Raw genomic sequence first — 13,853 nt, 5'->3', positions numbered from 1 at the left:
TTGCGGGCTGCAAAGTTCGGTGTTTCTCTCTAAACCACCAAGCTTTTTCTTTTATTTTTTTTGACCAGCTCTTTCTTTATTCAAGAAGTGTGCCATGCCTCCCCTTCCCTCTGAAGCGGGCTGCAAAGGTAAGAAGAGTTTTTCGTTTTGCAAGCACCAGGGGAGAGTTTTTCCTCTTTTCCCTTTGCCTGCTAAAGACTCATTCAGCCCCTGTTAACCCTGCCCCTGTCCTGCCGAAGGGAGCGCAAAGGTAGGAAAAGTTTCCCTACAGGCAAGGCCTCAGAGAAGATCAGCGCAGAAAAAGCCCAAGTACCTCAGGCAGTGGGGGATTATTTTCCCCCGACCCTTCCTTCCTCTTTGGGCGCTAGAGGGTAACAGCCAGAGGGCTGGTGGGAGTTCCGGCTAAAACAGCTTTTTTTTAACTGCTACCCCTGTAAGCTTTTCCTCTTAGCGCTGGAAAAAAACAGCAAAAGCGTGGCCTGAAGTTCCCCCTTGGCAGGATTGTTTTACCCAGCCATCCCCTTTTACCGCCTAGTCGCTGGAGTCTCCCCCACCGCTCGGAGGTAACCTAAGACCAACTCCACGAAGTTCAACAGCTGATGAGCTTTCGCTAAGGAAAAAAGAAAAAGCTCCCGCCTGTCCGACGGGAGCTTTTTCCTGCTATGTTTCTTAGTATAATAAATGCTTAAGCCACTACAGCATCTCTTTTCAGCGTGCTCTTTCTGTCTGGGCCTACTGACACAATCGTAATTGGAACATGCAATTGCTCTTCCAAAAATGTTAAGTAATTCTTGAATGCTTGTGGCAATTCATCTACACTCTCAATCTTGTTCAGGTCTACTTTCCATCCTGGCAACTCTTCGTACACTGGCTCCAGAATATCTATCTCCATGGAATGTGGTACCTGATCTGTTAACTCACCTGATGCTAATTTATAGTGGGTGCAAACTTTAATAGTATCGAAATCAGTAAGCACATCAGCTTTCATCATGTCCAGCTGCGTTACGCCATTTAGCATGATGGAATACTTCAGACTGGGCAGGTCTATCCAGCCACAACGACGTGGTCGGCCAGTCGTAGAGCCAAACTCACGGCCAGCCTGTCGTATTTGCTCTCCGACTTCATCTTCCAACTCAGTTGGGAACGGTCCGCTACCTACGCGGGTCGTATAGGCTTTAAAGATCCCGTAAACTTCGCCTACATGCTTTGGGGCAATACCCAAGCCTGTACAGGCTCCCGCTACTAGAGTAGTAGAGGAAGTAACAAAAGGATAGGTTCCAAAGTCAACATCCAGCAAAGAGCCTTGCGCTCCTTCTGCTAAGATCTTTTTCCCGCTGCTGATTGCCTGGTTGATCAGGTACTCTGTGTCCACCAGCTGCAGCGAGCGCAGGTAATCCACCGCATCAAAGAAAGCCTGCTCCTGATCGCCCAGGTCTAGCTCCTTGCCATAGAACTCTACTGTTTTACGGTGACGTGCCACTAACTTATTATAGCGCTCCTGGAAGTCGTCTGCCAGAATATCACCTACCCGTAAGCCCACTCGGCCAATCTTGTCCTGGTAAGTTGGTCCAATTCCTTTTAAAGTAGAACCGATCTTCTCGTTTCCTAAAGCTTCCTCAGAAACCCGGTCCAGTGCTTTGTGCGAAGGAAGGATGAGGGACGCTTTTTTTGAGATAAACAGGTTATTAGCAGCATCAACACCACGGTCTTTCAGTTTCTGCATTTCAGTACGAAACACGATGGGGTCCAACACGACGCCGTTGCCAATGATGTTCTGGATATGCGGGTGGAAAATACCGGAAGGGATTTGATGCAACACATGCTTCGTACCTTCAAACTCCAACGTATGTCCTGCGTTCGGACCACCCTGAAAACGGGCTACAATGTCATAGGTCGGGGCCAGTACGTCAACGATTTTGCCTTTACCTTCGTCGCCCCACTGCAGACCTATTAGTATATCAACTGCCATTTAAGTATTTAATAAATTGATTCTTTTAAGAACTGAGTCGCAAAACTATCATTTTCTGCGATAGTAAAGATGGCATTCAGCTTTGTAACGATCAAAAGTTTGCGGATATGATCAGAAGGCTTAATGAGCACGAGCTCTCCTCCCCTGTTCCGGAACTTCGTTAACAGCGACACCAGTACTCCCATTCCACTGCTATCCATAAAGCGCACGTTGGAGAGGTCTACGGCACAAAGCAGGACCTTTCCCCCTTCCATTGCGTCTATGTCCTCTATCATCCCCTGTGTGTCAGCACTAGCTATCAGATCGCCTTCCAGCCTGATAAAGAGAATGTCTTCTTTAAGCTCTGTCTGATACTTCATGTTGCTTTTCCTCTGTCGCTTTTTTGGCGCGGCAATCACCGCATACACCATATAGGTTTAGGGAGTGATGCAAGATATGAAAATTTAGGAGCTCCCCCACCATGGTCTGTATATTATGAATACGGGGGTCACAGAACTCCACAACCTTGTGGCACTCCGTACAGATTACGTGGTCGTGCTGACGGTAGCCGTACGATTTTTCGTACTGGGCCAGGTTGCGCCCGAACTGGTGCTTGCTCACCAGGTCATTCTCCACCAGCAAGTCCAGGGTGTTGTATACGGTAGCCCGGCTTACCCGGTAATTCTTGTTCTTCATGCTGATGTAGAGCGACTCCACGTCAAAATGCCCATCGCGGGAGTATATCTCCTCCAGGATAGCATAACGCTCCGGCGTCTTGCGCAGGCCCTTGCTCTCCAAGTAGGCCGTAAAGATCTTCTTTACCTCTTCAAATTTATTTCGGTCTAATGCCATTGTCTGTTCTTTTTAAAATATTGCCCTTAGTCGAAGCGCTCCACGGTTAGAATGCCCGATACGCGGCTCATGCGCTGCATCAATTTATCGAGATGCCCAGTGTCGTTTACGAACACCATGATGTTTCCTTCAAAGATGCCGTCATTCGAGTCGATCGTAATCGAGCGCATGTTTACCTTTAAGCTGGTTGAGATCACTTTGGTCAGGTCATTTACCAGGCCAACCCGGTCTGTCCCCTTGATGCGGATACCTGCTAAGAAGGCCAACTCTTTCTGCTCTGTCCACTTTGCCTTTATGATGCGGTTGCCGTAGTTCGACATCAACTCAATCCCCTGCTTACAGCTGGTACGGTGTATCTCGATCAAGCCTTCCTCTGTCTGGAAGCCGAACACATCGTCCCCAGGAATTGGATTGCAGCACTTGGACATGCGGTAGTCCATGTTAAAGGTGTTTTCCCCTATTACCAGCATGTCGGAGTTCACTCCCCGTATCTTCTGCACCTCTTTGTCGAAAGACTTTGGATCCAGCATGGAGGCTCCTTTCTCACCTCCTGTTACAAAGAGCACCTCCTTGATGTTCTTGATATCAATATGGCCTGTCGCTATTCTGTAATACAGGTCCTGCAGGGCAGGCACGTTAAAGAAGGCCAGCAGCTTGTTCAGGTTCTGTTGCGTGTCCGGCACGTTAATCTGCTGCAGGCGGCTGTCCAGCATTACCTTCCCTTCCTCAGCCTTGCTCTTACGTTCTTCCCGCAGGGCGTCCTTAATGCGGGTGCGCGCCTTAGAGGTAACCACATACTGCAGCCACTCCTCATTCGGCTTCTGCTTCTGCGAGGTCAGAATCTCTACCTGGTCCCCATTCTTTAATTTGTAACTGAGCGGCACCAATTTCTGGTTCACTTTGGCTCCAAGGCACTGCAGGCCGATCTGGCTGTGTATCTCAAAAGCAAAGTCCAGCGCAGTGGCCTTGTCCGGCAAAATGATCAACTCGCCCTTAGGGGTAAACACAAACACCTCCTCTACAAACAGGTTTTTGCGGAACTCGTCCATAAACTCCAGTGCGTTGGCCGTGTTGTTTTCCAACATGTCTCGCACCTTGTTTATCCACTGTTCCAGCCCCGATTCGGCAGAGGCAACCCCCTCTGTTTTGTACTTCCAGTGAGCCGCATACCCGCGCTCGGCGATCTCGTCCATGCGCTTGGTGCGTATCTGCACTTCCACCCATTGGCCAGACCTACTCATAACCGTGGTGTGCAAGGACTCATAGCCATTGGCCTTGGGCGTGTTCACCCAGTCGCGCAGGCGGTCGGGGTTTGGCTGATAAAAGTCTGTGATAATAGAATACACCTGCCAGCAGGCCGCCTTCTCGTTTTCCAGCGGCACGTCCAGGATGATCCGGATCGCAAACAGGTCGTAAATCTCATCAAAGGTGATGTTTTGCTTTTTTATCTTTTTTAAGATAGAGTAAATAGACTTAGGTCTGCCTTTGATGGTAAACTTGAAACCGTACTTGCGCAGCTCCTCCTCTACCGGGTGTGTAAAGTCCTTGATAAACTTGCTTCGGGCGCTGCGCGTCTGGCGTATCTTGTTCGAGATATCCTTATAGGTTTCTGTATCAGTGTACTTCAGGTACAGGTCCTCCAGCTCTGACTTAATGGCGTACAGGCCCAGGCGGTGCGCCAGCGGCGCGTAGAGGTACATGGTCTCCGAGGCAATCTTCAGCTGCTTGTGCCGCGGCATGCTATCCAGCGTGCGCATGTTGTGCAGGCGGTCGGCCAGTTTGATCAGGATCACCCGTACGTCATCGCTCAGGGTGAGCAGCATTTTCCGGAAGTTCTCGGCCTGCTGGGAGGTACCATAATCGAACACACCGGATATTTTGGTGAGCCCCTCGATGATACGCGCCACACTGTGCCCGAAATCGCGCTCTATGTCTGAAATCTCCAGCTCTGTGTCCTCTACCACATCATGCAGCAAGGCGGCGACAATGGACGTGGTCCCCAGTCCTATCTCCTCCACGGCAATCTGTGCCACCGCCAGCGGGTGCAAAATATAAGGTTCCCCCGACTTGCGGCGCATGTCTTTGTGCGCCTCCACAGAGGTATTAAAGGCCTTCTTTATAATTTTGGCATCGTTGTCCTTCAAAAAAGGCTTAGCGTGCCGAAGTAGTCTTCTATAGTGTCTTAAGATCTCTTTGCGTTCTGCTTCTGGATCGATCATGTTAACCTGGTCTGAAGTAGTAAGAAGCGTTCCGGTTTTGTCCGTCTTACCTGCCATATAAGTATTAATAAGCTAGCGGCTTTATAAGTTTCAAATATAACTGAATATAAAATGCTACCAATACAGTGCCATTTTAAAGGCATTCTGTAGCCCCGCTATATCTAAGTTAAAAAATATTCAGGAAATTTTTGGGGCAGCTATTGCATTTAAAATTTCGTGTTGTACCTTTGCATCACTATTACAAACAAGCACACTCAAGCGGATGTGGCGAAATTGGTAGACGCACTAGACTTAGGATCTAGCGCTGCGAGGCATGGGGGTTCGAGTCCCTCCATCCGCACAATCTCAAACCCTCAACAGCCATGTTGGGGGTTTGTTTTTAGTAGGTATTTCAAAATTAAAATTTTATAAGCCTTGAATATTACATTAAACCAAACCGACAGCACCAATGCGCAACTGAAGGTGGTACTGGAAGAGGCCGACTACGCCCCTAAAGTAGACCAGCAGGTAAAAGAATACAGCAAAAAGGCTCAGATCAAGGGCTTCAGACCTGGGAAAGTACCTGCAGGGCTTGTAAAGAAAATGTACGGCAAGAGCATCCTGGTAGAGCAGATCAACAAGATTTTACAGGAGGAGATCTCTAAGTACATCCGCGAGAACGACGTGAAGCTTTTGGGAGAGCCGCTTCCGGAGCCAAGCCAGGAGCAAATTGACTGGGATAACCAGAAAGAGTTTGAGTTTAACTATGCCGTAGGTCTGCTACCGGACGTTAACCTTCCGCTGGATAAAAGCGTAGAGGGTTACACCATTGAGGTAGACCAGAAGACAATTGACGAGGCTTACGAGAACCTAAAGCGCCAGTTTGGTAAAACCACCAACCCGGAAGCTTCTGAGCAGGGTGATTTTATCTCCGGCGAGTTAAAGCAGGTAGACGGCGAGTTCCAGTCTAAGACGCTTATCCCTACCAACCGTGTAGTGGAGGGTCAGGACCAGTTTATCGGCGTAAAGGAAGGCGACGTAATTCGTTTCGATATTCGTAAGACTTTCGGCGACGACAACGCTGCTTTGGCACATGTTACTGGTCTGAGCAAAGACGTAGTGGCTGACCTGAACGGTGAGTTTGAGTTTACGGTAGAGAAAATAAACCGTACAGAGCCTGCTGAGCTGAATCAAGAACTTTTTGACAAGCTTTTCGGTAAAGACGAAGTAAAAACAGAGGAAGAGTTTGACGCCAAGATCCGTGAGACCATCAAGGAGAACTATGAGCGTGAAGCAGACAATATCCTGTACCGTAATATCATCGATACGCTGGTTGACAACGTAGAAGTTGAACTGCCTACAGAGTTCTTTAAGCGTTGGCTACAGGTTACAAACGAAGGCAAGCTGACTGCTGAGCAGATTGAGGAGAACTTCGACAAGTATACCCGTGAGCTGAAGTGGTCTATGATCAAGAACAAGGTTGTAGAGGAGAACGAGCTGAAAGTAAGCAACGAGGAAGTGGTGAACAGCACCAAGGAGAAGATGCTTGCCCAGTTCAATATGCCAGAGGTGCCTGAGGAGCTGTTAGAGAGCATGAACAACTATGCGAACCAGTACCTGCAGCAGGATAACGGCCGTAACTACATCCAGGAGTACGAGCAATTGCTAGCTGAGAAAGTGCTCGCTAAACTTAAGGAGCAGATGACTGTTGTAGAGAAGACTGTAACAGCAGAGGACTTCAGAAATATGTCGTTTGAATAAACGCGCATACAACTATACATTTATGAAAAGTCCTTCATTACTGAAGGACTTTTTTTATTTTTGAGTAAACCGTAAACCTAAACAAGATATGTTTAACAAAGACGAGTTCCGGAAATTTGCCGTAAAAGGCCAGGGCATGAGTGGCCTGGGCGTAGACCAGTATATTAACCACGTAGAAGGCCGCGCGATGCACACCATCGAAAGCATGACCCGCTCCGTGATTGAGGAACGCCCGACAAACTTCCGTGAGATTGACGTGTTCTCCCGCCTGATTATGGACCGTATCATCTTTCTGGGTACCCAGGTAGACGATTTCATTGCCAATATTATCACTGCCCAGCTACTTTTCCTGGAGTCGGCTGATGCCAAGAAAGACATCCTGCTGTACATCAACAGCCCGGGTGGCTCTGTTTATGCCGGCTTAGGTATATATGATACCATGCAGTACGTAAGCCCGGACGTGGCGACCATCTGTACAGGTTTGGCCGCTTCTATGGGAGCTGTACTATTAGCTGGTGGCGCGAAAGACAAGCGTTCTGCCCTGCCACACGCCCGCGTGATGATTCACCAGCCAATGGGTGGCGCACAAGGGCAGGCTTCTGATATTGAGATCACCGCCCGTGAGATCCTGAAGCTGAAGAAAGAGCTGTACGAGATCCTGGCACAGCACTCTGGCAAGAGCTATCAGGAGGTATATGACAACTCTGACCGCGACTACTGGATGAAGGCAGAAGAAGCAAAAGAGTATGGTCTGATTGATGAAGTGCTGATACGTAAGGCGCAGTAAGCACCAGGTATAATCAGTCCTCAAAACCCGCTCTGTGAAGACAGGGCGGGTTTTTATTTTCCCCAATTGCACTACCGCTCTGCCCTGGCAACGTGCCGGTACACCCGAAAGCACCGTAGGTATAAATAATTTATCAACAGGCCTATGTGGATACTATCACGTATAACAGCTTTAATAACCAAGCACTTACACAAAGATATAAAAATATAAATCTTGAAATTTATGGCCCAAAGCAGGCTATCAGGCCCTGTTAGTCTTGAAAAAATTGTGGTTGCATAACTTTTCAATTTTGTACCTTTGCTTTACGCTTTGGAAATCAAAGCCTAAAACAATCTGTATCAATCGTTTCTTATGGCTGAAATTACTTGCTCATTTTGTGGCAAAAACAAGAAGGATGTATCGGTGATGATATCCGGTATTAACGCGCATATCTGTGATCGTTGCATCGGACAGGCTCAGCAGATTCTGAACGAAGAGAATAAAATACGCGCCAACAGCCGTACCCCTAAATTCAACCTGATGAAGCCAAAGGAAATGAAGGGGTACCTCGACCAGTTTGTTGTAGGACAGGATGAGGCTAAGAAAGTGATGTCGGTAGCGGTTTACAACCACTACAAGCGCCTGATGCAACCTACCGAAGACCAGGAGGTGGTGATCGAGAAATCTAACATTATTATGGTAGGCGAAACGGGGACAGGCAAGACTTACCTGGCCCGCATGATGGCCGGTATCCTGCAAGTACCTTTCTGTATTGCGGACGCTACCGTGCTGACAGAGGCTGGCTATGTAGGCGAAGACGTAGAAAGCATTTTAACACGCCTGCTACAGGCAGCAGACTATAACGTTGAGGCAGCAGAGCGCGGCATTGTGTACATCGACGAGATAGACAAAATTGCCCGTAAGAGTGACAACCCGTCTATTACCCGCGATGTGAGCGGAGAAGGCGTGCAGCAGGCCCTGCTGAAGTTGTTAGAGGGTACTTCTGTAAACGTGCCACCACAAGGAGGCCGTAAGCACCCCGAACAGAAGATGATTACCGTAAACACTGAAAACATCCTCTTTATCTGCGGTGGCGCTTTTGTAGGTATCGACAGGCTGATCAAGAACCGTTTAAATACCCGCCCAATTGGCTTCTCCAAGTCTAAGCTGGATGAGGTAGAAGAGAATGAGAACTTCCTGCGCTACATCACAGCACAAGACCTGAAGAACTTTGGTCTGATACCGGAACTGATCGGACGTCTGCCAGTAACCACACACCTTAACCCACTCGACAGCGAAACGCTGCGTCGCATCCTGCTGGAGCCGAAGAACTCGATCATCAAGCAATACAAGCGCCTGTTCGAAATGGAGAACATCACGCTTAACTTCGATAAAAGTGCACTGGACTACATCGTAGAGAAAGCGTCGGAGTATAAGCTAGGGGCCCGTGGCTTACGTTCTATCTGCGAAGGCATCATGACAGACGCTATGTTTGAGCTTCCGTCAGAAGAGGGCACCAAAGAACTGACGATCACAGGCGAGTATGCCCGTGAGAAGTTCGAGAAGTCTACTCTTAAGCAGTTGAAAGTGGCTTAGAAAGTAAAGTATTTACTACTAACAACAAGCCCCGGCCTGATAAAGGCCGGGGCTTGTTGTTTTGATAGTCCTCTATTCAGGCATGTTCAGGCCTTGGCTGTCTTTTCCTCTGTCAAGTAACCGACCATTAGTTCTGCTGCACGCTCCGCGGTGCGGTACTCCCCTATCTTTTGGCGCACCAGGGCATATCCCTCTTTCTGCTTTTTGATGAAGTACTTGTCGAAGAGTATCTGCTTTAGCTCTGCTATGATCTTTTTAGGAGTAAAGTCATCCTGAATTAGCTCTGTTACCACAGGCTTATCAGCAATCAGGTTTACCAAGGAGATGTAAGGCACCTTGATCACCATCTTCCCTATCGCATAGGAGATGGCGCTTGTCTTGTAGCATACCACTTGCGGCACACCGAACAAAGCAGTCTCCAGCGTGGCTGTACCTGATGTTACTAAGGCGGCCTGAGCATGCGCCAACAGGTCGTAGGTCTGGTCGTAGATGATCTTGATGTTCGGGTCTTTGTTATACTGCTCGTAATAAGCTTTTGAGAAATTAGACACACCTGCCACTACAAACTGATAATCACGGAAAGAAGGCAGTACGCTCAGCATTACGTGCAGCATGCTCTCTATTTCCTGCCGACGGCTGCCGGGCAGAATAGCAATGATAGGCTTGTTGTTATAAAGCCTGTTTCGGGTCCTGAAGTCAGTGCTGGCCACATGGTCCGTGACGGAATCATTCACAGGGTTCCCCACATAGTCTACCTTGTAGTCGAAGCGGGCATAAAAGTCCTCCTCAAAAGGCATGATCACAAACATGCGGTCCACCACCTTCTTGATCTTGTGTACCCGCCCCTGGTTCCAGGCCCATATTTTAGGGGAGATATAGTAGTATACCTTAAGCCCATGCTTCTTAGCGAACCTGGCAATGCGCATGTTAAAGCCCGCATAGTCCACCAGGATCACCACGTCCGGCTGGTAAGTTTTAATGTCGGCCTTGCACTCCCGCAAGAAGCCCAGGATCTTACGCAGGCTCCTGAACACTTCGGCAAAGCCCATAAAGGCCATTTCCTGGTAATGGTGTACCAGGTCCATGCCTGCCTCCTGCATCATGTCGCCGCCCCATCCTCTTATCTCCGCAACAGGGTCTTGCCGCCGCAGTTGCTTGATGAGGTTAGACGCATGTAAGTCCCCAGAGCGCTCTCCGGCTATAATATAATATTTCATGCAGTTTGCTTCTGTTTGGGCAGGCGGGTTAAAATAGCGCTGACTAATGCTACAACGTAACGACAGGCTTGGTTATTCTCCGAAGTACTCTACGTAATTACGCGGTGTTTCGTAAAGCTTCAGGCTATGCAGTTGTGCATTTTTGTTTGAAATTTCGAGGATGCGTGGCTCCAGTATCTTCCAGAACTCTACCACCAGGTTCTCGGTACTAGCCAGCTTATCCTCCATAAAAGGCACATCCAGGTTCAGGTTCTTGTGGTCTACCTTCGCGATAATGTGTGTACGGATAAGTGTGCTAAGTTTTTTGAGGTCGATTACAAAGCCAGTATCGGAATCAGGTTTTCCCTTCACCGTCACGATCAACTCATAGTTATGCCCGTGCCAGTTGGTGTTTGCACATGGCCCGAATACCTCCTTATTCTTCGCCAGCGACCAATTCGGGTTGTGCAGCTTGTGAGCTGCATTAAAGTGCTCTAACCTGCTTACGTAAATCATTTAATCCTTAAAGTTGTAGTTCTTTCTGAAAAGCAAATATACAAAGAAAGGAACACCAAAGAACGAAGTAATGATTCCAATCGGCAAACCTGCCGGTGGATAAATCAACCGCGAGAGCAGGTCGCAGAGCAGCATAAAAAGTCCACCCACAAAAGCACAAAAAAGCAGGTTACTCCTACCCGTTGTTCCCATCACACCCCGTGTTACGTGCGGGATAATAAGCCCCACAAAACCAATCGGCCCGGAGGTCGCCACAGCAAAGCCTGTTACCACAGATACAGTGCCGAGTATAACCCAACGGGTATTGGCTACGCGCACTCCTAAGGCCTGCGCCCGCTCCTCCCCCAGCAATAATATGTTTAGCTGTTTTTGATAGTATACAAACAGCAGCAAGGCCAGTAGCAAGGCCACAGCCGGATAGGGCAGTAAGGCCCAGCTGGCCCGTTCAAAGCTGCCCATCGACCAAAAGATAACTGACTTCAGCTTCCCCTCCGAATCCGAAAGAAACGTAAGCAGCCCAACGATGGACGTAACAAGGGCACTGATCGCGATACCTGCCAGCAGGAGCTGCGCGGGAATGAGCTGCCGCTTTCGGTAACCTAACATCACTACCACCAGCGTTACTACAAAGGCACCGGCCAGGGCAAAAACCGGAGGCATGTAGAATCCTCCAAGGGATATTTCCACAAAACCAAAGAAAACGATCACGGCTCCCAGCGAGGCGCCCGAGGCAGTACCCAGCAGATACGGATCGGCCAGGCCGTTGTTTACCATGGCCTGCATCAAATAGCCACAGAAGGCAAGCGCAGCCCCTACTACCAAGGCGAGCAAAAGGCGCGGCAGGCGCAGGTGCATAATGGCAAAGTGCGTGGTGTTGTCGGGATCGTAGTGGAGGAAAGCGTTTAGAATAGTCGCTATATCGGAATCAAAGGAGCCAACCTGCAGGCCCAGTAGCAGCACGACCAGGATCAGGAGCAACGCGAGCAGGAAATAAAGTCCCCGCCTCATGGGTACAGGAAGCCCTCCAGCTCCCGCAGCGACTCTACCACGCGAGGCCCCGGACGGGCCATCAGGTCATCGGTGGGTGCGTACAGGCGCTTGTTCTGGTAAGCTTTGATCTTACGCAGCTCAGGGTACTGGCCGAAGAAGCTCTCTTCCAGCTTTTCAGGGGTGCCGCCCAACAGTACGTCTGGGTTTAGTTTCAAAATGTATTCGCGGGTAAGGGCGGGGTAAGGCTGCTCGAACACTTCTTTCACAGCATTCTCTGTCCCGAGTATCCGGAGCTTGTCTGTCAGAATCGTGTTCTGCCCGTACACATAGATTGGATCTGTCCAGGTAATGGCCAGTACCTGTTGCGGGTCCTGCTCCCCCTTATGGCGCCGGGCTATCTGCGCGACCTCCTGCCGCAAGGAGTCTGCTATTTGCGTTGCCTGCTGCTCCTTGCCCATAATGCGGCCGATGTCCTCCAGGCCAGTGAATATGTCCTCTACGGTGTTGTACTTCTGGTAATATACCGGAATGCCTAACTCTTCCAGCCTCGCCGCTACGTCCAAGGGGGTAATGCCTTCTATGGTAAATATCAGGTCCGGCTTCAGGGCCAACACCTGCTCATAATCCACAGGATAATTGTTGACAACAGGTTTGGCAAGAGCGGCAGTGGGATAATCGTCGTTCTGGGTACGGCCAATAATCGCGCTCGTATCAAGCACAGCAAAGAGCATCTCCGTCATCGAAGAAGATAGGGACAGCACCCGCTTCGGCTGGCTTTCCAATGTTAGCTCTCGGCCCAGGTCATCCTGCAGCAAGATTACGTCTTCTGTTTCCTGCTTTTCCTGGGTGCAGGCCCAAAGGGTGCTGATCAGGGTCAGGCTTAACAGCCATAACAATTTGTATCTTTTGCTTTGCGTTTTTCCCAAAATGTAGATTCGCTAATGCGCCTGCATGGCCTAAGGCGGCTCAGTTTATTTTCGTAAATTTAGCGCAATTTCGTTAAGGCTTAAAAACAGAATTATGATAGTAGTAACCGGAGCAGCCGGCTTTATAGCCAGTTGCCTAGTAAGCAGGCTTAACCAGGCTAACTTCAATGACATAGTAGTAGTGGATAACTTCTCTGTTTCGAAGAAGGAGCGCAACCTGCAGGGTAAAAAGATAAAGGAATTTGTAGACCGTGATAACTTCTTCGATTGGCTGGATGAGCACTATGAGGAAGTAGAGTTTATCTTTCACCTAGGTGCCCGCACCGACACGACTGAGTTCGACAAGGACATCTTTGACCTGCTGAACCTGAACTACTCCAAGAAAGTATGGAACGCCTGCTGTGAATACCAGATCCCGTTGGTATACGCTTCCTCGGCCGCCACATACGGCGCCGGCACTTTGGGTTACGACGACAACGAGGACATTATTCCGCTGCTAAAACCGCTAAATCCTTACGGAGAGTCTAAAAACGACTTCGACATTTGGGCACTGGAGCAAACGGCAAAGCCTTTTTTCTGGGCGGGACTGAAGTTCTTTAACGTTTATGGACCGAACGAGTACCACAAAGGGAAAATGGCCTCTGTGATCCTGCATGCCTACAACCAGGTACATGAGCAAGGCCGGCTAGCCCTTTTCCGCTCTCACAACCCTGAATTTAAAGATGGCGAGCAGATGCGGGACTTCATCTATGTGAAGGACGTGGTGGATGTGTGCCTCTTCCTGATGCACCACCGCAAGAACTCCGGCATCTACAACCTTGGCTCCGGCGAAGCACGCACCTTTATGTCCCTAGCCCTGAATACGTTCGAGGCGATGGGCGTGCCTGCTAACATTGACTTTATCGATACGCCACTGACCATCCGCGATACGTACCAATACTTTACGGAGGCGAACATGAGCAAGCTCCGTTCCATTGGCTACGACAAGCCTTTTTACACCCTGGAGGAAGGGGTAAAAGACTATGTGCAGAATTACCTGATACCACACAAATACTATTAATCAGCCTTGCTGCCAAAAAAGGGCCGGTTCAAAGGAGAAGCTTC

The 13,853-nt window shown here is 49.2% G+C and carries 12 protein-coding genes and 1 tRNA gene; 5 read left to right on the top strand and 8 right to left on the bottom strand.

What is annotated here, in order from left to right; genetic code table 11:
• Positions 1 to 685 precede the first annotated feature (685 nt).
• Genes CHB92_RS22915 through CHB92_RS22900 form a run of 4 tightly spaced genes read right to left on the bottom strand, consistent with a single transcriptional unit; the run spans position 686 to position 5,076 of the window.
• Positions 686 to 1,969, bottom strand: coding sequence for an adenylosuccinate synthase (locus CHB92_RS22915; protein ID WP_089321573.1), 1,284 nt, complete (start codon positions 1,967 to 1,969; stop codon positions 686 to 688).
• 8 nt (positions 1,970 to 1,977) lie between these two features.
• Positions 1,978 to 2,328, bottom strand: coding sequence for an STAS domain-containing protein (locus CHB92_RS22910; protein ID WP_089321572.1), 351 nt, complete (start codon positions 2,326 to 2,328; stop codon positions 1,978 to 1,980).
• Positions 2,306 to 2,800, bottom strand: a complete 495-nt coding sequence (locus CHB92_RS22905; protein WP_089321571.1) for a Fur family transcriptional regulator — start codon at positions 2,798 to 2,800, stop codon at positions 2,306 to 2,308. The genes CHB92_RS22910 and CHB92_RS22905 overlap by 23 nt, the downstream gene beginning before the upstream one ends.
• 26 nt (positions 2,801 to 2,826) lie before the next feature.
• Positions 2,827 to 5,076, bottom strand: a complete 2,250-nt coding sequence (locus tag CHB92_RS22900) for a RelA/SpoT family protein (protein ID WP_245842843.1) — start codon at positions 5,074 to 5,076, stop codon at positions 2,827 to 2,829.
• Positions 5,077 to 5,277: 201 nt separating this feature from the next.
• Here CHB92_RS22900 and CHB92_RS22895 point away from each other — a divergent pair.
• The 4 genes from CHB92_RS22895 (at position 5,278) to clpX (ending at position 9,121) form a co-directional block, all read left to right on the top strand.
• Positions 5,278 to 5,359 (top strand) — tRNA-Leu (locus CHB92_RS22895).
• Between the two features lie 74 nt (positions 5,360 to 5,433).
• Positions 5,434 to 6,759: a trigger factor gene (tig, locus tag CHB92_RS22890; protein WP_089321570.1), complete on the top strand. Its 1,326-nt coding sequence runs from the start codon at positions 5,434 to 5,436 to the stop codon at positions 6,757 to 6,759.
• A gap of 88 nt (positions 6,760 to 6,847) precedes the next feature.
• Complete coding sequence (locus CHB92_RS22885) at positions 6,848 to 7,546, top strand: ClpP family protease (RefSeq protein ID WP_089321569.1); 699 nt, start codon at positions 6,848 to 6,850, stop codon at positions 7,544 to 7,546.
• A 351-nt stretch (positions 7,547 to 7,897) separates the two neighbouring features.
• Entirely contained in the window at positions 7,898 to 9,121 is a 1,224-nt protein-coding gene (gene clpX, locus CHB92_RS22880; RefSeq protein ID WP_089321568.1) for an ATP-dependent Clp protease ATP-binding subunit ClpX, read from the top strand.
• Between the two features lie 86 nt (positions 9,122 to 9,207).
• On the opposite strand, the gene lpxB is transcribed toward clpX, so the two are convergent.
• From lpxB to CHB92_RS22860, 4 genes are all read right to left on the bottom strand, one after another.
• The gene (gene lpxB, locus CHB92_RS22875) at positions 9,208 to 10,338 is read right to left on the bottom strand and encodes a lipid-A-disaccharide synthase (protein WP_089321567.1); all 1,131 of its coding nucleotides are present in this window, start codon (positions 10,336 to 10,338) and stop codon (positions 9,208 to 9,210) included.
• A gap of 72 nt (positions 10,339 to 10,410) precedes the next feature.
• On the bottom strand, positions 10,411 to 10,833 hold the full coding sequence (locus CHB92_RS22870) for a 6-pyruvoyl trahydropterin synthase family protein (RefSeq protein ID WP_089321566.1): 423 nt from the start codon (positions 10,831 to 10,833) through the stop codon (positions 10,411 to 10,413).
• Entirely contained in the window at positions 10,834 to 11,841 is a 1,008-nt protein-coding gene (locus CHB92_RS22865; RefSeq protein WP_089321565.1) for a FecCD family ABC transporter permease, read from the bottom strand.
• A complete protein-coding gene (locus CHB92_RS22860) occupies positions 11,838 to 12,719 on the bottom strand; it encodes an ABC transporter substrate-binding protein (protein ID WP_089321564.1) in 882 nt (293 codons plus the stop codon). Before CHB92_RS22860 ends, CHB92_RS22865 begins: the two co-directional genes overlap by 4 nt.
• A gap of 124 nt (positions 12,720 to 12,843) precedes the next feature.
• Between CHB92_RS22860 and rfaD the strand changes: the two genes are divergently transcribed.
• Entirely contained in the window at positions 12,844 to 13,809 is a 966-nt protein-coding gene (gene rfaD / locus CHB92_RS22855; RefSeq protein ID WP_089321563.1) for an ADP-glyceromanno-heptose 6-epimerase, read from the top strand.
• Positions 13,810 to 13,853 lie beyond the last annotated feature (44 nt).

Origin of the sequence: Pontibacter ummariensis, assembly GCF_900188175.1 — a bacterium.
Taxonomy (GTDB): domain Bacteria; phylum Bacteroidota; class Bacteroidia; order Cytophagales; family Hymenobacteraceae; genus Pontibacter; species Pontibacter ummariensis.
This window is presented reverse-complemented; position numbering and strand designations above follow the sequence as displayed.